General features: G+C 62.9%; 13 protein-coding genes. 10 read left to right on the plus strand and 3 right to left on the minus strand.

Going from position 1 to position 16,880, the window contains the following annotated elements:
* Window positions 1-114: 114 nt before the first annotated feature.
* The 5 genes from PspCFBP13509_RS12980 to PspCFBP13509_RS13000 all read left to right on the plus strand — a co-directional run bounded on the left by PspCFBP13509_RS12980 (window position 115) and on the right by PspCFBP13509_RS13000 (window position 5,047).
* Window positions 115-702 (plus strand): NUDIX domain-containing protein, encoded by a 588-nt coding sequence (locus PspCFBP13509_RS12980; RefSeq protein WP_065948154.1) that lies wholly within the window; start codon window positions 115-117, stop codon window positions 700-702.
* A gap of 106 nt (window positions 703-808) precedes the next feature.
* On the plus strand, window positions 809-1,399 hold the full coding sequence (locus tag PspCFBP13509_RS12985; protein ID WP_137212135.1) for an antibiotic biosynthesis monooxygenase: 591 nt from the start codon (window positions 809-811) through the stop codon (window positions 1,397-1,399).
* The gene (locus PspCFBP13509_RS12990) at window positions 1,396-3,234 is read left to right on the plus strand and encodes an amidohydrolase (protein WP_027607150.1); all 1,839 of its coding nucleotides are present in this window, start codon (window positions 1,396-1,398) and stop codon (window positions 3,232-3,234) included. Before PspCFBP13509_RS12985 ends, PspCFBP13509_RS12990 begins: the two co-directional genes overlap by 4 nt.
* Window positions 3,235-3,261: 27 nt before the next feature.
* Window positions 3,262-3,879: an isochorismate family cysteine hydrolase YcaC gene (gene ycaC / locus PspCFBP13509_RS12995; protein ID WP_027607149.1), complete on the plus strand. Its 618-nt coding sequence runs from the start codon at window positions 3,262-3,264 to the stop codon at window positions 3,877-3,879.
* 286 nt (window positions 3,880-4,165) lie between these two features.
* On the plus strand, window positions 4,166-5,047 hold the full coding sequence (locus tag PspCFBP13509_RS13000; protein WP_065927198.1) for a LysR family transcriptional regulator: 882 nt from the start codon (window positions 4,166-4,168) through the stop codon (window positions 5,045-5,047).
* Here PspCFBP13509_RS13000 and PspCFBP13509_RS13005 read toward each other — a convergent pair.
* Together PspCFBP13509_RS13005 and PspCFBP13509_RS13010 are read right to left on the minus strand one after the other, a co-directional pair.
* Entirely contained in the window at window positions 5,034-6,071 is a 1,038-nt protein-coding gene (locus PspCFBP13509_RS13005; RefSeq protein ID WP_137212136.1) for an AraC family transcriptional regulator, read from the minus strand. The genes PspCFBP13509_RS13000 and PspCFBP13509_RS13005 overlap by 14 nt on opposite strands.
* A gap of 1 nt (window position 6,072) precedes the next feature.
* The gene (locus tag PspCFBP13509_RS13010) at window positions 6,073-6,987 is read right to left on the minus strand and encodes a GGDEF domain-containing protein (protein WP_024074876.1); all 915 of its coding nucleotides are present in this window, start codon (window positions 6,985-6,987) and stop codon (window positions 6,073-6,075) included.
* Window positions 6,988-7,474: 487 nt separating this feature from the next.
* Here PspCFBP13509_RS13010 and PspCFBP13509_RS13015 point away from each other — a divergent pair, with 487 nt between their 5' ends.
* From PspCFBP13509_RS13015 to PspCFBP13509_RS13035, 5 genes are all read left to right on the plus strand, one after another.
* Window positions 7,475-9,988, plus strand: coding sequence for a TonB-dependent receptor (locus PspCFBP13509_RS13015; protein ID WP_137212137.1), 2,514 nt, complete (start codon window positions 7,475-7,477; stop codon window positions 9,986-9,988).
* A 141-nt stretch (window positions 9,989-10,129) separates the two neighbouring features.
* Window positions 10,130-11,995: a phytase gene (locus PspCFBP13509_RS13020; RefSeq protein WP_137212138.1), complete on the plus strand. Its 1,866-nt coding sequence runs from the start codon at window positions 10,130-10,132 to the stop codon at window positions 11,993-11,995.
* A gap of 47 nt (window positions 11,996-12,042) precedes the next feature.
* Window positions 12,043-12,735: a protein TolQ gene (gene tolQ / locus PspCFBP13509_RS13025; protein ID WP_074847040.1), complete on the plus strand. Its 693-nt coding sequence runs from the start codon at window positions 12,043-12,045 to the stop codon at window positions 12,733-12,735.
* Window positions 12,736-12,749: 14 nt separating this feature from the next.
* Complete coding sequence (tolR, locus tag PspCFBP13509_RS13030; protein ID WP_027607142.1) at window positions 12,750-13,196, plus strand: protein TolR; 447 nt, start codon at window positions 12,750-12,752, stop codon at window positions 13,194-13,196.
* A complete protein-coding gene (locus PspCFBP13509_RS13035) occupies window positions 13,193-13,960 on the plus strand; it encodes an energy transducer TonB (RefSeq protein ID WP_065927193.1) in 768 nt (255 codons plus the stop codon). Before tolR ends, PspCFBP13509_RS13035 begins: the two co-directional genes overlap by 4 nt.
* Before the next feature lie 5 nt (window positions 13,961-13,965).
* Here the strand turns inward: PspCFBP13509_RS13035 and PspCFBP13509_RS13040 are convergent, their stop codons facing one another.
* Window positions 13,966-16,086, minus strand: a complete 2,121-nt coding sequence (locus tag PspCFBP13509_RS13040; RefSeq protein WP_137212139.1) for a TonB-dependent receptor — start codon at window positions 16,084-16,086, stop codon at window positions 13,966-13,968.
* Window positions 16,087-16,880 lie beyond the last annotated feature (794 nt).

The following is a 16,880-nucleotide window of genomic DNA, read 5'->3' on the forward strand; positions in this document are numbered from 1 at the left end:
AGGCAGGTATAAATTCGACGGCCGCCCACGGCGATTGCTTGCAAAGTGTTACAGCATTTGACGCCATTGATGCCAGCGCGACATGCTCGCGCTCTTTTGAGCAAAGGACTGACCATGGACAACAGCCCCGTTCGCATCACCGCCGAAGAAACCCTCTCGGACAACTGGTACCTGCTGAAAAAATACAGCTTCGACCTGCGTCGCCGCGACGGCAGTTGGCAAGCCCAGACCCGCGAGGTGTATGACCGCGGCAATGGCGCGACCATCCTGCTGTACAACCGCGAGCAACGCACCGTGTTGCTGATTCGCCAGTTCCGCATGCCCACCTTCGTCAATGACTATCCCGGTTACCTGATTGAAGCGGCGGCGGGGTTGCTGGACAACGCCAGCCCCGAAGAGCGCATTCGCCTGGAGGCGGAGGAGGAAACCGGTTATCGCGTCGGGCATGTGGAGAAGATCTATGCGGCGTTCATGAGCCCCGGGTCGGTCACTGAGCGGATTCACTTTTTCCTCGGCGAGTACCAGCCGGGGGACCGGGTCGGCCATGGCGGCGGCCTGGAAGAGGAGGGCGAGGACATCGAGGTGCTGGAGCTGGGTTTTGAGCGCGCGCTGGCCATGGTGCAGAGCGGCGAGATCGCCGACGGCAAGACCATCATGCTGTTGCAGCACCTGGAGTTGCGCATGCTGAAAGAAGGCTGGTGAGCCCTTTCCAGCCATCCCCCTCAAACAGCACGTACATGCAATTTTCCTGACGCTGTCCTCGGCAAACTCCCCTCATCGCTGAAATTTCAAGGCAGAGGGGCATACCATGGACCCAGCACCACAGACAGGGCCCGACGAAGTCGTCACCCTGGTCGTCAAACACCTGATCAAGGCCGGCCGCGAAGCCGACTACGAAGCCTGGCTACGCCGCACCGTGCGCATCGCCGGCGAGCGTCCCGGCCACCTCGGTGTCGACGTCGTGCGCAGCAAACAGAACGGCCTGGCGCTGTTCACCTGCGTATTGCGCTACCGCTCTACCGATGACCTGGAAACCTGGCTCAATTCCCCTGAGCGCAACACCTTGATCGCCGAAGCCACGCCGATGCTGGCCGACGGCGACAAGACCGAAATCGGTGCACTCAACGAATTCTGGTTCACGCCCCTGGCCGACAGCGCCGCCAAGCCGCCGCGCTGGAAGCAGGCGGTGGTGACCCTGTGCGTGATCCTGCCGCTGACCCTGCTGGTGCCGATCGTGTGGGCCCCGATCCTCGGCCTGCACCCGTTTCTCTCCAACTACGTGGTCGCGACCTTCCTGGTCACCGTGACCATCGTCCTGCTGGTGGTCTACCTGCTGATGCCGGCGGCTACCCGCCTGTTCGCTCCCTGGCTTGAAGCCTCTGTAAAGGAAACCCTATGAACGCCGATCTGATTCTGTTCAATGGCCAGTTCCACACCGTGGACCGGGAAAACCCGCGGGCAACTGCCGTCGCCATCCGCGAGGGGCGCTTCGTTGCCGTCGGCACCGATGGCGAGGCCATGGCCCTGCGTGGCAGCGGCACCCAGGTCATCGACCTCAAGGGCCGTACCGTGATCCCTGGCCTCAATGACTCGCACCTGCACCTGATCCGTGGCGGGCTGAACTACAACCTCGAGCTGCGCTGGGAAGGCGTGCCGTCCCTGGCCGATGCCCTGCGCATGCTCAAGGAGCAGGCCGACCGAACCCCTACGCCGCAATGGGTGCGGGTGGTCGGTGGCTGGAACGAATTCCAGTTCGCCGAAAAACGCATGCCGACCCTGGAAGAACTCAACCAGGCCGCACCGGATACCCCGGTGTTCGTGCTGCACCTGTATGACCGTGCCTTGCTCAACCGCGCCGCCCTGCGCGTGGCCGGCTACACCAAGGACACGCCGAACCCGCCGGGCGGCGAGATCGTGCGCGACAGCCACGGCAACCCCACCGGCATGCTGGTGGCGCGGCCGAATGCGATGATCCTCTACTCGACCCTGGCCAAAGGCCCGAAACTGCCGCTGGAATACCAGGTCAACTCCACCCGCCAGTTCATGCGTGAACTCAATCGTCTCGGCCTGACCAGCGCCATCGATGCCGGCGGTGGTTTCCAGAACTACCCCGATGACTACGCGGTGATCGAGCAACTGGCCAAGGATGAGCAACTGACGGTACGCATCGCCTACAACCTGTTCACCCAGAAGCCCAAGGAAGAACTCAGCGACTTCAAGAACTGGACCGGCAGCGTCACCCTGCACCAGGGCGATGACTACCTGCGCCACAACGGTGCCGGTGAAATGCTGGTGTTCTCGGCGGCGGACTTTGAAGACTTCCTCGAACCCCGTCCCGACCTGCCGCTGACCATGGAGCAGGAGCTGGAACCGGTGGTGCGCCATCTGGTGGAGCAGCGCTGGCCGTTCCGCCTGCATGCCACCTATGACGAGTCCATCTCGCGCATGCTTGATGTGTTCGAGAAGGTCAACCGCGACATCCCGTTCAATGGCTTGCCGTGGTTCTTCGACCATGCCGAAACCATCACCCCGAAGAATATCGAGCGGGTCCGCGCCCTCGGTGGTGGTATCGCGATCCAGGACCGCATGGCGTTCCAGGGCGAATATTTTGTCGAGCGCTACGGCGCCAAGGCCGCCGAAGCCACGCCACCGATCAAGCGCATGCTGGCCGAAGGCGTGCCGGTAGGGGCGGGCACCGATGCCACGCGGGTCTCGAGCTACAACCCGTGGACTTCGCTGTACTGGATGGTCAGCGGCCGCACCGTCGGTGGCCTGGAGCTGCACGCCGAAGGCCTGCCGCGCCTGACCGCGCTGGAACTGTTCACCCATGGCAGCGCCTGGTTCTCGTCCGAGCAGGGCAAGAAAGGCCAGATCAAGGTCGGCCAATTGGCGGACGTGGCGGCGCTGTCGGCGGACTTTTTCAGCGTCGATGAAGAAGCCATCAAGTGGATCGAATCGGTGCTTACCGTGGTTGGCGGCAAGGTGGTCTACGGCGCCGGCGACTTCGAAGACTTTGCACCGCCGCGGGTGCCCGTGCTGCCGGACTGGTCGCCGGTGGTCAAGGTGCCGGGGCACTGGCGTCCGAGTTCGCCTGTGCAGGCTCAAGTTCACCAATGCAGCGGCCCGTGCGGCGTGCATTCCCACAGCCACGAAAAGGCGCGCCTTTCCAGCGTGCCGGTCAGCGACTTCCAGGGTTTCTGGGGGGCGTTTGGCTGCTCGTGCTTTGCGTTCTGATACCTAAACCCACAAAGGAGTTAACCCATGACTTACAAGCGCTTGAACAAAGATGACGCCGTGGTGCTGTTGGTGGATCACCAGACCGGCCTGATCTCCCTGGTGCAGGATTTCTCCCCCAACGAATTCAAGAACAACGTATTGGCCCTGGCCGACGTGGCGAAGTTCTTCAACCTGCCGACCATCCTGACCACCAGTTTTGAAGGCGGTCCCAACGGCCCACTGGTGCCGGAACTCAAGGCACTGTTCCCGGACGCGCCGTACATTGCCCGTCCTGGCCAGATCAACGCCTGGGACAACGAGGATTTCGTCAAGGCGGTCAAGGCTACCGGTCGTAAGCAGATCATCATTGCCGGTGTGGTGACGGACGTGTGCGTGGCGTTCCCGACCCTGTGCGCCCTCGACGAAGGCTTCGAGGTGTTCGTGGTCACCGACGCCTCCGGTACCTTCAACGAAACCGTGCAACAAGCCGCCTGGGCGCGTATGACCGCCGCCGGTGCGCAACTGGTGAACTGGTTCGCCGTGGCCTGCGAGCTGCAAGTGGACTGGCGCAACGACATGGAAGGCCTGGCCAACCTGCTGTCGCCGCGCATCCCCAACTACCGCAACCTGATGAACAGCTACTCGGCGTTTACGGCCAAGTAACCGGTTTTCAAGTCTGTAGGCAATCCCCTGTGGGAGGGGGCAAGCCCTAATGCCTAGTCAGTTAAGCGTACATCGCCTCCTGTAGGAGCGAGCTTGCTCGCGAAAAACGTCAAAGATAACGCGTGCTTCCTGAATGAACGCGGCGCCTTTGAGTTTTTCGCGAGCAAGCTCGCTCCTACAAAAAGCCTTAACTGACTGGCATTAGGGCAAGCTCCCTTCCACATTTGATTTGTGGTGTTGCGACCATCCAGTTATAAAACAGCCCATCGTCTACCGAGAAGCGACAATGAACCCCTTCGAAGACATGCGCCTGTTCTGCCAGGTCATGGAATCCGGCAGCTTCACCGCCGCCGCCGAACAATTGGGCCTGTCCAAGCAATTCGTCAGCCGCCGCCTGATCCAGCTGGAAGATCGCCTCGGCGTGCGCCTGCTCAACCGCTCCACGCGCCGCCTGGATGTCACGCCCCTGGGCCAGAGTTACTACGAGTCCGCCTTGCGCCTGCTCGGCGAAGTCGAGCAAGTGGAGCAGGGCATCGCCGGCCAGAACAGTGAACCGCGCGGCACCATTCGCCTGAGTGCGCCGTTGTCGTTCGCCATGGCGCACCTGGGTTGCCTGTTGCCGGTGTTCTTGCAGCGCCATCCCCAGGTCTCGGTGGAAGTTGACCTCAGCGACCGCCCGGTGGACCTCATCGGTGAGGGCTACGACCTGGTGCTGCGCATCGGCACCCTGGAAGATTCCACCCTCATCGCTCGCCGTATCGCCAGCATCGAGCGCGTGTATTGCGCCAGCCCCGAGTACCTGGCACTGCGCGGTACGCCGCTTAAACCCGAAGACCTCGCCGAACACGACTGCCTGCCCTACGGCCATGGCCGCCAGGTGCAATGGCGCTTCAAAGGCAAGCTGCAAGCACTGAATGTCACCGGCCGTATGCGCGTGAATAACGGCGAGTTGCTGCGCGATACCGCCGTCGCCGGCCTGGGCGTCACCTACCTGCCGACCTTCATCGTCGGCGACGCGTTGAAGGACGGGCGCCTGGTCACGCTCCTCGATGATTTTGCCCCCGAAGCCCTGACCCTGTCGGCGGTGTATCCCCAGCATCGGCAAAGCTCACGGCCGGTGCAGGCGCTGGTGGAGTTTCTGCGCGAACGCCTGGCTAGCGGCTGTTGAACAGCTGGCGGATCAGGTTCGGGGTGCTGCCGGTCCAGCGCTTGAATGAGCGCCGGAAATTCGCCGCATCGTTGAAGTTCAGGTACGCCGCCACTTCATCATTGCTGTAGCCCTTGACCTGGTACAGGTGCAACGCCACCTGCTTGCGCACTCGGTCCACCTGCTGTTGAAAACCGGTGTCGTGCTTGTGCAACTTGCGCTTGAGGGTCGCCGGGCTCATGGCGAAGGCCTGGGCCGCCTGTTCGAGGCTGGGCGGCTGGCGCACCTGGTCGCGCAGGTACTCGTAGAGGCAGTCGAGAAAGCTGCCGGCAAAGCCCAGCTGCTCGATCTGCTCGCGGGCTTGCCGACGTGCAACCTGGCCGGCCGTGGTCGAGGCGCCCGGCCAGGTGCGGGTGAGGTATTCGCGCGGGATCGTCATCATGTCCAGCGGGCGCTCGAAGCGCGTGTCTTCGCCCAGATGCACCCAGTACTGCTCGATATAACGCGGTTCGGCATGGCTGAAACTGCACGCCCACGGCAGGCGTTCGCCGCTGAGCCATTGGCTCATGGCAACCAGCGAGGTCATGCTGGCTTCCAGCAGGAAGCGCCAGTGTTCGCCGGCGCCGCAACTGTCCAGCCAGTACAGGTAGGCGTGGTGCTCATCCAGCTCCAGTTGCAGGGTGGCCAACGGGCTGAGCAGCACCTGTTGCTGGATCAGGATATCCAGGGCCTGGTGCAGGTTCTGCGCATGCCCAAGGGCGTGGCTGGCGGCGCCGTAATAGCCCGGTAGCAGGCGCTGGCCAAACAGGAAGCTGCTGTCGTCGGCGTCCAGTAACTTGCGGCTGTTGCCGATCAAGCCGAAAAACTGCTGCGGGCTCAGGTGCGCGGTGCCGGCCAGGATGTCCTCGTGAAACAGCCCGGTGCCGCGCAGCAGGCGATGGCTGTCGATGTCGCGGGACAAGGCCAGGTCGATCAGCGTGGCGGGTTGGTAATGCCCTGGGATAAAGCGGCTGTCGGCTTCATACCAGCTGGTTTTCACGGCCATCTCAGGCACTTTTCGCAAGGGGTTGCTTGGCCCTGGCCAATGCCAGGTTCAGGCGCTTGAGCAAGTCCTGGGGCGGTTCTTCAAGGGCCATGACCACGGCGGTGGTCGCCGCCAGTTGCAGGCGTTCGCCCTGTTGCCGGGTCTTGTGGGCCAGGCCGCGCACCGCTTGCTGCAACTCCAGCGCCAGCTCCTTGGCCTGGCGCTCGCCGGTATTGGGCAGCAGCACCACAAAACGGTCGCCGGCCAGGCGGCACAGCAGGTCCTGGCGGCGCAGGTTGAGCAGCAGCAAATGGCTGAGGGCCTGCAACACCGCGTCGCCCTCGGCATGCCCGTAGGCCTGGTTGATCGCGGCGAAGTTGTCCAGGTCCAGGGCCAGCAGCGACAGCGGTTGTTGCTGCTCGCGGCTGTCCTGCAGGCTGTCGGCCAGTTGGCGCTTGAGGTAGTCGGCGCCGGCCAGCGGTGTGAGTTTGTCGAACAGCCGATGCTCACGGAACAGCCGCTCGCGTTTTTCCATCTGAGCGCTGATCGCCAGTTGTTCGCGGTGCCAGTGGTAGATGCCGATGGTCAGCAGGATCATGCCCACCGGCATCGGCCCGGACTCGAGCCAATGGTCCCAGGTGATGCTGTCGGGCAGGCGGATAAATTCGTCGAGGCTGTCGATCCACCAGGAGAAAAAGATGCACGACAGGCCCAGCGCCAGGTAATTGGTGACGCGCCCGGCGGGGCGGCTTTTGAGCACCAGGCCCAGCCATACCAGAGCGAGCAGGGCGGAACCGCCTTCGCCGAAGATATCCAGCCACACCCATTCGCTGACGCTTTTCAACTCGCCGCAGGCCAGGTGCAGGATCAGCCCGAGGTTGGCCGCGATCAGCAGCAACGAGAGTTTCCAGCGGTGGGGCTTGAGCACGGAAAACATGGCCGCAGGTCCTTGGGCAAATGAGTGGTGGGCGCCAGCACAGCAGATGGATGTGACCGTTGGATGACGGTGGAGGAGGGTCGAATCAGCTCAGCTCAAACACACGGGCGATCAAAAAATGTGGGAGGAGCTTGCTGTGGTGAGCGAGCTTGATGTGGTGAGCAGGCTTGCTGTGGTGAGCGGGCTTGCTGTGGTGAGCAGGCTTGCTGTGGTGAGCGGGCTTGCCCCGCGCTGGTCTGCGAAGCAGGCCCCCCGTATCCTCAGTGAACCCGTCGGAGGACAAGCCCCCTCACCACAGCAAGCCCCCACCCACATTCGATCTACTGAGGTCATTTCAGCTCATTTCAAACCGGAAATCGGCTAAACCCCCCGGTTTATGGGCCTGCCACAGACCTGCTGTCACAGAACCGTCATCCCCCACCCCTAGCGTGCCCTCCCAGTTGCCGGGCCCCTTGCCTGGCGCCAACGGATTCTTGGGGAGGATTGCATGTACAAGCGCACCGGGCTCGTCAGCTTTACGCTTACCGCCTTGGCCCTGGCGATGGCCAGTGAACGGTTGAGCGCCGCCGAAGCGAGCGCCACCGAGCACGTCGAGGTGGTCGGCCAGGCTGCCGCCATCGACCAGGCGCTCAAGGAGCAACGCAGCGCCGACAGCATCAAGAGCGTGGTGCATGCCGACGGCGTGGCCCAGTTGCCGGATCAGAACGTCGCCGAAGCGGCGCAGCGCCTGCCGGGCATCAGTGTGGAGCGCGACCAGGGCGAAGGGCGTTTTGTCAGCGTGCGCGGCCTGGGCCCGGACCTCAACAGCGTCACCATCAACGGCACCCTGGTGCCCGCCCCGGAAAGCGCGCGCCGCGCCGTGGCCCTCGATGTACTGCCTTCGGAACTGGTGCAATCGCTGTCGGTGATCAAGACCCTCACCCCGGACATGGACGCCAATTCCCTCGGCGGCACCGTCGATGTGCAAAGCCTCTCGGCCTTCGACCATAAAGGTTTGTTCTACACCGGCAGCAGCGAAGCCAGCTACGACAAGAACACCCACCAGACCAGCCCGAAATTCTCCGGCGCCGCCAGTAACCGTTTCAGCCTCGGCGACGGCATCGACAACTTCGGCGTCGCCGCAGCGCTGAGTTGGCAGAAACGCGACTTCGGTTCGGACAACGTCGAAACCGGCGGCGCCTGGGACTTCACCGACGGCGCCCGGCTCAACGAGTTCGAACAGCGCGACTACGACATCAGCCGCGAGCGTGCCGGCGGTGGCCTGAACTTCGACTACAAGCCCGACGACCTCAGCAGCTACTACCTGCGCACCCTCTACAGCCGCTACACCGACACCGAAACCCGCAACTCCACCAGCATCGAGTTTGCCGACCCCCAGGCCCCGGGCCAACTGGGTGATGCCGAGGGCAAGCGCAAGCTGAAAAACCGTGAGGAAACCCAGGAAATCCAATCCTATGTATTCGGCGGCGAACGCATGCTCGGCCTGTGGACCTTAAGCGGCCAGGCCGGCTACAGCCAGTCCAGCGAAGACAGCCCGGCGCATATCGCCGGCGCCACCTTCGACGGCGGCGACTTTGCAGGCAGCGGTTTCTACGACAAGGACAAACCCCGCCCGATCATCGGCAGCGGCTTCTACGACGCCAGCAACTTCAGCCTCGACAAGGTCGACTGGGAAAAACAGAACACCACGGACACCGAGAAAAACCTGCGCCTGGACCTGGCTCGCGACTATGACCTGAGCGGCTATGCGTCCCAGGTCAAGTTCGGCGGCAAGGTCAGCCGCCGCAACAAGGACAACGACCTGGAGGCCTGGGTCTACGAAGACTTCGACACCCTCGGCTTCAGTGCCGACCAACTCAACCTCAGCCGCTTCCAGAAGGGCAGCGTCGACTATCGCCTGGGCAACTACGGCCCCGGCATCAGCCCCGGTGCCATCAAGCAGCTGATCGGCAGCCTCAACCCGGCGGACTTCTATGACGAGACCGAATCGCGGGTCAACGACTTCACCATCCGCGAGGACATCAACGCCGGCTACCTGATGAACACCCTCGACGTTGACGACTGGCGCTTTATCGCCGGGCTGCGCTACGAAGGCACCGAGTTCGAAGCCAAGGGCACCGGTGCCACCGATGGCGTGTTCACGCCCACCGAGACCAAGCGCCGCTATCACCATTGGCTGCCGGGCCTGCATGCGCGCTACCAGATCGACAAGAACACCCAGGTGCGCGCGGCCTGGACCAAGTCGGTGGTGCGCCCGACGTTCGGCCAGCTGGCGCCGGGTTTTGTGATCGACGATGACGAAGCCACCTTCGGCAACCCGGACCTCAAGCCCCTGGAATCGAGCAACCTTGACCTGGGTATCGAGCACTTCATGGGCCGCGCCGGGACCGTGTCGGCATTCGTGTTCTACAAGGACATCAAGAATTTCGTCTACAACACCGACCTCGCCGGCACCGGCGCCTGGACCAATTTCTCCGAGGCTCACACCTATGCCAACGGCGACAGCGCCAAGCTCTACGGCCTGGAACTGGCCTACTCACAGAAGTTCGACTGGCTGCCCGCACCGTGGAACGGTTTGCTGATCGGCGCCAACAGCACCTTCAGCCGCTCCAGCGCCGATATCGAAGGCTTCGACGCCGCCAGCGGCACGAATCGCAAGCGCAACATCAGCCTGCCCAACCAGTCGGACACCGTCGGCAACCTGATGCTCGGCTGGGAGGACGACAAGCTCAGCCTGCGCCTGTCGGCCAACTACAAGTCGGCCTACCTGTATGAACTGGCCTCGATCAACGACAAGGCCCACGACCTGCACGTCGACGCCCAGACCTTCGTCGACTTCAGCGCGCGCTACTCGCTGACCAAGAACCTGCAAGTCAGCTTCGAAGCCCAGAACCTCACCGATGAGTCGTACTTCGTCTACACCGGCCACCGCAGCTACAACGGCCAATACGAAGAGTACGGCCCGACCTACAAGGTGGGACTGACCTTCACTCATTTCTAACTCACACCTCGATTCCAATGTGGGAGGGGGCTTGCTCCCGATGAGGGGGGCCAGTTGTGCATCCTTCACTGATTGACCGCTATCGGGAGCAAGCCCCCTCCCACATTGGAACTCCATTGTTTTCGAAGGATTTGTTTGTACATGAGAATTTCCAAGCTGTACTTGCTGATATCGGTGTTGACCTGCACTCATGCACTGGCTGCCGATCTGACCCTGACGCCTTGGGCGCCATCCTTGAAGGCCGAAGCCGTGGCCTTCCTGCCCAACACCACCGAGCGCCTGGCCACCAGCACCCGCGACGGCCTGCAACTGCTCGACAGCCAGGGCGCCGAGCTGGCGCGATTCAAGGGTAACTTCAGCAGCCTCGACACCCGCGCCGCAGGTGCCCAGGTGCTGGTCGCCAGCCTCGACAACGAGCGCCAACAGGCGCTGCTGATCAGCCTGGACAGCGCCAGCAAAAGCTGGGGCAAACCGCTGTACCTGCCGACCCGCGGCTACCCGGTAAATGGCTTGTGCCTGTACCGCGACGCCGCGGCCAATCTGTTTGTGTTCCTGGTGGGCGAAGAGGGCAAGGGCGAGCAATGGCTGGTGGGCAACGGCGCGACGCTGCTCACCGACCCCCAGCGTGTACGGGGTCTGCCGCTGCCGCCGTCGGCGCAGTTCTGCCAGGTGGACGATGCCACCCAGCAGTTGCTGGTGAATGAAGAGAATGTCGGCTGGTGGGCCTACCCGGCGCACCCGGAAGCCGAGGTGAAACGCACGCCGGTGGCGCTGTTCGACACTCCCAAACGCGAAGCCGGGGCCATGGCGCTGGTACCCGGTGGTGTGGTTGCCCTGGACCCGAAGACCGCCCGGTTACACCTGTTCCAGCACACCGGCGAGCGCTGGGTGGAGCAACCGAGCCTGGGCCTGCCGGGCCTGAAAGAGCCGGAGCAATTGGCGCTCAATGGCCGCCAGCTGCTGGTGCGCGATGATGACAGCGGCACGCTCTACCAGGCCAGGCTCGACTGGCAGGCCACGCCCGTCGCGGCGGCTGCGGTGCTGCCGGAAGTCGCGGCCTTGCGCCAGAGCGACCCGGTCGGCCGCCAGGGCGATGCGGCGGATGACCCGGCGATCTGGATTCACCCGCAAACCCCGGCCAACAGCCGTGTGCTCGGCACCAACAAGAAACAGGGCCTGCTCGCCTACGACCTCGACGGCAAGCTGTTGCAGGAACTGGCGGTGGGCCGCCTGAATAACGTCGACGTACGCCCCAACTTCAAGCTTGGCGCGCAAACGGTGGACCTGGCGGTGGCGAGCAATCGCGATCACAACAGCCTGAGCCTGTTCAGCATCGACCGCCAGAGCGGCGAGCTGCGAGAGGCCGGTGAAGTGCCCACGCCGCTCAAGGAAATCTATGGCATTTGCCTGTTCCAGCCCGCCAGCGGCGAGATCTACGCGATTGCCAACGGCAAGGACGGCACCTTCCTGCAATACCGCCTCAGTGCGCCGGACGGCCGTGTGCATGGCGAGCTGGTGCGTCAGTTCAAGGTCGACAGCCAACCCGAAGGCTGTGTGGCCGACGACCAGCGCCAGCGCCTGTTTATCGGTGAGGAAGACGTCGGCGTGTGGGCGGTGGATGCGCGCGCCGATCAACCGGCGACGTTGACCAGCGTGATCAAGGTCGGCCCGCAATTGCATGCGGATGTCGAGGGCCTGGCGCTGTACCAAAGCGATAAACATGACTACCTGGTGATCTCCAGCCAAGGCAATGACAGCTACCTGGTGGTGGATGCCGAACCGCCGTTTGCCGTGCACGGCGGCTTTCGCGTCGGCTTGAACGCCGCCGCCGGTATCGACGGTGCGTCGGAAACCGATGGCCTGGAAGTCACCGCCATCAACCTCGGCGGGCCATGGAGCCAAGGCATGCTGGTGGTGCAGGACGGGCGCAAGCGCATGCCCGAGCAAACCCAGAACTTCAAGTTCGTACCCTGGGCCGAGGTCACCCGCGCATTGAAATTGCCGTGAACCGTCATCAACCGGTCATCACTTTTTAATCGAATGGGAGATTCACTATGCACGCGACGATGGAACATATGACGATCTGGGGACTGATCAGCGACGCCAGCCTGTTGGTCAAGGCTGTCATGCTCACCTTGCTGTTGGCGTCCTTGCTCAGCTGGTACCTGATTATCCAGCGCGGCAGTGTGCTGCGCCGCCTGGAGCGTCAGTTGAACGGTTTTGTGCAGCGCTTTCGCGCCGCGCCGGATCTGCAGGCACTGTCCCGTGAGATCCAACAGGCGGGCGAGGGCGGCATTGCGCCGATCTTTATCGCCGGGGTCCAGGAATACCAGCACTTGCACAGCCATGACCCGGCGGTGCTCGAAGGCGTGGAGCGGGCCTTGCAGGTGGCGATCACCGAGCAGGAAATCGAGCTGGAAAAGGGCCTGCAATTTCTGGCGACCGTGGGTTCGGTCAGCCCGTACATCGGCCTGTTCGGCACGGTGTGGGGCATCATGAATTCGTTTATCGGCTTGTCCCAGGTGCAACAGGCGACGTTGTCCACCGTAGCGCCGGGCATTGCCGAAGCCTTGATCGCCACGGCCATCGGCCTGTTCGCGGCGATCCCGGCGGTAATCGCCTACAACCGCTTCGCGGCGCGCGGCCAGACCCTGCTCACCCGTTACTACGCGTTTGGCAATGAGCTGCAGGTACGCCTGCACCGCACCCTGCGCGGTACGTCGATCAACCTGGCCGTCGCCGCCTGAAAGGAGCAACTCCCATGTTAGTCAGGCCGCAACGCAAGCACGGGCCCAAGGCCGAGATGAACGTGGTGCCGTATATCGACGTGATGCTGGTGCTGCTGGTGATCTTCATGGTCACCGCGCCGATGCTGACCCAGGGCGTGAAGATCGACCTGCCCAAGGTCGCCGCCGAGGCGTTGGCCACCGACACCCGCCAGCAGATCCTCACGCTGTCGGTAAAGGCCGACGGTGGCTACTACTGGAACCTCGGCGGCGAACTCGATACCCAGCACCAGACCGACAGCGCCGTGAGCCTGGATGAAATGGGCGCCAAGGTCATGCAGGTGGTGGCGGCGCGCAGCGACACTCAGGTCTATATCCGTGCCGACGACAACGCCGGTTACGGCCGTGTGGTCGCGGCCATGGCGGTGTTGCAGAAGGGTGGTGTCAGCAACCTGGGGCTGGTGACCGAGGCCCCGCAATGACGGCGATGATCATGCACAGTCCCACCCTGACGATGGCGCCCCGGGATGCTTCGGGGTTTTGGAGAAACAGCCTCGCCGCCAGCCTGGCGGTGGCGCTGCACGTCGGCGTGCTGGCCGCGTTGATGCTGGGCTGGTCGACGCAAAAGCCCGTGGTGGATGCCCCTCGGGTGATGCACACGCAGTTGGTCATGCTGCCACCGGCGCCAGCGCCCGAGCCTGAACCGGTGGTGGCTGCCCCCGCACCGCCGGAACCGGTGGTGATACCGGTGCCGGTAAAGCCCGTGGTCGATCCACAGGTCCAGGCGCAAAAACTCGAGAAAGCCGCCTTGGCGCGCAAACGCGTCGAAGACAAGAAGATCGAGCAGCAGCAGGAACGCCTGGCCACCGAACAACGCAACCGCGAGCTGGAACAACAACGCCTCGATCAGCAACGCCTGGCCGCTGAAAAAGCCCGGGCAGCCACCCCCGCGCCAGCCCCTGCACCGGCCTTCGACAGCCGCCAATACCAACCCCTGAGCAAGGAGGCACCGGACTATCCCGAGCGCGCCCTGGACAAGAACATCGAAGGCGACTGCACCTTGGAGTACAGCGTCAACACCCAAGGCCGCGTGGAAAACCCCAAGGTGCTGGACGGCTGCCACCCATTGTTTATCCGGCCTTCACTGGCGGCGGCGAACACCTTTCGCTACCAGCCGAGGATCGTTGACGGCAAGGCCGTGGCCGTACCGGCGGTGCGCAATACCTTCCACTACCGCATCAAGTAACGCACTCAGAGGTCATAGCGCACCGACAGCAACAGCGTGCGCGGATCGTTGACCGAGTAATAACGGGCGCCGCTGGACGGCACATAGCCCACCGATTGCGGGTAAGCGCGGTCCAGCAGGTTTTTCACCGCCAGGGTGGTGGTCCAGTGGCCGTCGCCGCTGATGTAGCGAGTGTTGGCGTTCCATAAGGTTTGCTGCGGCACTTCCTGGATGTCGTCGTTCAGCACGTTGGCGTAGGACTTGGTCTGGAACTGCGCATCCGTGCCCGCCAGCCAGGTGCCCGGCAGGCCTGCGGGAATGGTGTAGATCAGGCCGACACTGGCGTTCCAGCGCGGCGAGAACACCAGTTGCTTGCCATTGGCATCGACCCCGGCACCGCTGGCGTTCTGGAAGTCGTCGTACTGGCTCTCCAGGTAGCCGAGGTTGGCGCTCAGTTGCAGGTCGCGGCTCAGGGCGGTGAGGGTTTCCAGCTCGACGCCGTAGGTGTGGGCCTGGCCGACGTTGGTGCGCAGGCTCACCCCCAGCGCCGGGTCGTAGGCGTTGGTCTGCAGGTCTTTGTAGTCGTTGTAGAACAGCGCGACGTTGGCCCGCAGGCGCTGGTCGAAGAAGTCGCCCTTGAAGCCGGTTTCCCAGGTGGTCACGTCTTCCGGCGAAAACGCCTGCTCGGCGGCGGCGCGGGTCGGCGCACGGTTGTCGTATCCGCCGGCCTTGAAGCCCTTGGCGACGTAGGCGTACTGGTTGAGGTGCGGCGTCCAGGCATATTCGAAGCCGATTTTCGGGCTGGTGGACTGCCAGGATTTGCTCGACTCGGCCGCGAAGTTGGTGCCGGTAATCTGCCTGTCGGTATTGATCGCGTAATTGGTGAACTCGAAGTTCTTGTGTTCGCGGGTAAAGCGCAGGCCGGCGATCAGCGACAGCTGCGGGGTGATCTTGTAGGTGCCCTGGCCATACAGCGCGTAGCTTTCGGTGTTGGTGGTGCTGTACTGGCCCTGGCCGATCACCCGGTTGCGTGCGATGGAGTAGGTGAGGTTGTCGCGGTCGGCATCGAAGCGTTCGCGGTACAGGTACAGGCCGGTGCTGAAGCTGAAGTAGTCATAGTCGCCGTTGAGCTGGAATTCCTGGGTGGCGTAGTTTTGCTTGTAGAGGATCAGGTTGTTCTGGATCAGCGCGGCCTGGCCAGAGTTGTCGTAGTCCACCGGCTGGTTGAAGGACGACCAGGCAGTGACCGATTTGACATTCAAGTGATCGTTGATCGCATAGATCGCGCGCAACACCGAACTGCCCTGGTCAAGGCGGTTTTTCGGGTCGAGGCTGCTGTAGCTCTTGAACTTGTCGAAACGGCCATTGGCGTCGAACGGCGAGTAGCTGGTGGTGTCGCCACGGTCAAAAGTGCCGGCCAGGGTCAACTGCACATCCCAGGGTGAATCCTCCGGCTTGTAGCGCAGCTTGCCGCGGTAGGACTGGATATCGACGTTGTTGACATCCTTGCCCCGGGTCGGGTTGGACACCGTGCCGTCTCGGCTCAGGCGGATCGCCGAAAAGCTGCCGAACAACGCGTTGTCCACCAGCGGGCCGCTGATCAGGAAACGGCCGTTCTGCGCATTGTAATTACCCGCACCGAGCTCGACGAAACCACGGGTTTCCTGGTTGGGGTCGCGGGTGATCACACGGATCGCCCCCGCGCTGCTGTTGCGCCCGTACAGGGTGCCCTGGGGGCCGCGCAGCACTTCGACGCGCTCGACGTCATTGAAGTCGAGCATCGAGGAAATCGCCCGTGGGATGTACAAGTCGTCGGCGTACACCGCCACGGCGGCTTCCTGGATCGGGTCGGTTTCACCGATGCCGCGAATGCCATAGGTCTGGGCGCTGTAGGAGATCGACTGGCGGCTGAGAGTCAGGTTCGGCACCTGGCCCGACAGATCGCGCACGCTGCGGATCTGCTTGTCGTCGAGGCTCTTCTCGTCGAAGGCGGAAATCGCCAGCGGGGTTTTCTGCAAGTCTTCACTGCGGTGCTCGGCCGTGACATTGACCACCGGCAGCGCGGCGTCATCGGCGTGGGTGTACGCGCCGAACAGGGCGAGGGAGACAGCAAGGGTGAGGCGATTGGGCGCGGCGATGTGGCTCATGGTAGGACCCTGAGAAAGTGGTGGTTCAGGCAAGGCCTCCACCTGGTCAGGGGTCGGTGCTGGACATAACAATATGGATAGGAAAGGCGTTCGTAAAAGTCCGTTTTGTTATATGTTAATTATTAAAAATATGCAGTTAATAGTTATTTATAATGCGTATGTCTGATGATGTTTTTCGCCTGGTCGTATAACCAAATGTGGGAGGGGCGGTGCGACGATTCGACTTGCTCCCGATGGCGGCCTTCGGGCGGACCATGTCGTTGGATTTGACCGAGTACATATCCGTTGCTGCGGTAACGGCTGCTTAGGGTTCCGCTCTTACAGCGGGTCACTTTTGGAAGAGCGCCAAAAGTAACCAAAAACGCTTCGCCCCAACACTCGGCACCTCGCTTAGGCTCGGTGTGCCCTCACTCCGGCTTTGGAGCGTGGGCCGCCGCAATGGGCCATCCATGGCCCAGTGCGGCTAACCCGGCGTCCTGCCGGGTTACCCACGCTCCAAAGCCTGCGTTCGGCCAGCGTGTTTGACGGGGCGATTTGAGATCAAGAGCCAAAGCGCGGCGGCCTTAGAGCCGACCGGAGTTGGGTCTGGTGTACTGGGTTAAAAATGTGGGAGGGGCGGTGCGACGATTCGACTTGCCCCCGATTGCAGTGGGTCAGTACCAAATCCATCAACTGACACTCCCTCATCGGGGCATAGGATCAACTCTTAAAGGCTGACACATAACTCTGTGGTGAGCGGGCTTGCCCCGCGCTGGGCTGCGAAGCGGCCCCAATAAGGTCACCGCAGAGTGCCA

The organism is Pseudomonas sp. CFBP13509 (genome assembly GCF_005233485.1).
GTDB lineage: Bacteria > Pseudomonadota > Gammaproteobacteria > Pseudomonadales > Pseudomonadaceae > Aquipseudomonas > Aquipseudomonas marginalis.

Excerpts from the sequence above, each read along its gene's own strand:
- PspCFBP13509_RS12980 (WP_065948154.1), top strand. The coding sequence starts at position 115 with ATGGACAACAGCCCCGTTCGCATCACCGCCGAAGAAACCCTCTCGGAC.
- PspCFBP13509_RS12985 (WP_137212135.1), top strand. The coding sequence starts at position 809 with ATGGACCCAGCACCACAGACAGGGCCCGACGAAGTCGTCACCCTGGTC.
- PspCFBP13509_RS12990 (WP_027607150.1), top strand. The coding sequence starts at position 1,396 with ATGAACGCCGATCTGATTCTGTTCAATGGCCAGTTCCACACCGTGGAC.
- ycaC (WP_027607149.1), top strand. The coding sequence starts at position 3,262 with ATGACTTACAAGCGCTTGAACAAAGATGACGCCGTGGTGCTGTTGGTG.
- PspCFBP13509_RS13000 (WP_065927198.1), top strand. The coding sequence starts at position 4,166 with ATGAACCCCTTCGAAGACATGCGCCTGTTCTGCCAGGTCATGGAATCC.
- PspCFBP13509_RS13005 (WP_137212136.1), bottom strand. The coding sequence starts at position 6,071 with ATGGCCGTGAAAACCAGCTGGTATGAAGCCGACAGCCGCTTTATCCCA.
- PspCFBP13509_RS13010 (WP_024074876.1), bottom strand. The coding sequence starts at position 6,987 with ATGTTTTCCGTGCTCAAGCCCCACCGCTGGAAACTCTCGTTGCTGCTG.
- PspCFBP13509_RS13015 (WP_137212137.1), top strand. The coding sequence starts at position 7,475 with ATGTACAAGCGCACCGGGCTCGTCAGCTTTACGCTTACCGCCTTGGCC.
- PspCFBP13509_RS13020 (WP_137212138.1), top strand. The coding sequence starts at position 10,130 with ATGAGAATTTCCAAGCTGTACTTGCTGATATCGGTGTTGACCTGCACT.
- tolQ (WP_074847040.1), top strand. The coding sequence starts at position 12,043 with ATGCACGCGACGATGGAACATATGACGATCTGGGGACTGATCAGCGAC.
- tolR (WP_027607142.1), top strand. The coding sequence starts at position 12,750 with ATGTTAGTCAGGCCGCAACGCAAGCACGGGCCCAAGGCCGAGATGAAC.
- PspCFBP13509_RS13035 (WP_065927193.1), top strand. The coding sequence starts at position 13,193 with ATGACGGCGATGATCATGCACAGTCCCACCCTGACGATGGCGCCCCGG.
- PspCFBP13509_RS13040 (WP_137212139.1), bottom strand. The coding sequence starts at position 16,086 with ATGAGCCACATCGCCGCGCCCAATCGCCTCACCCTTGCTGTCTCCCTC.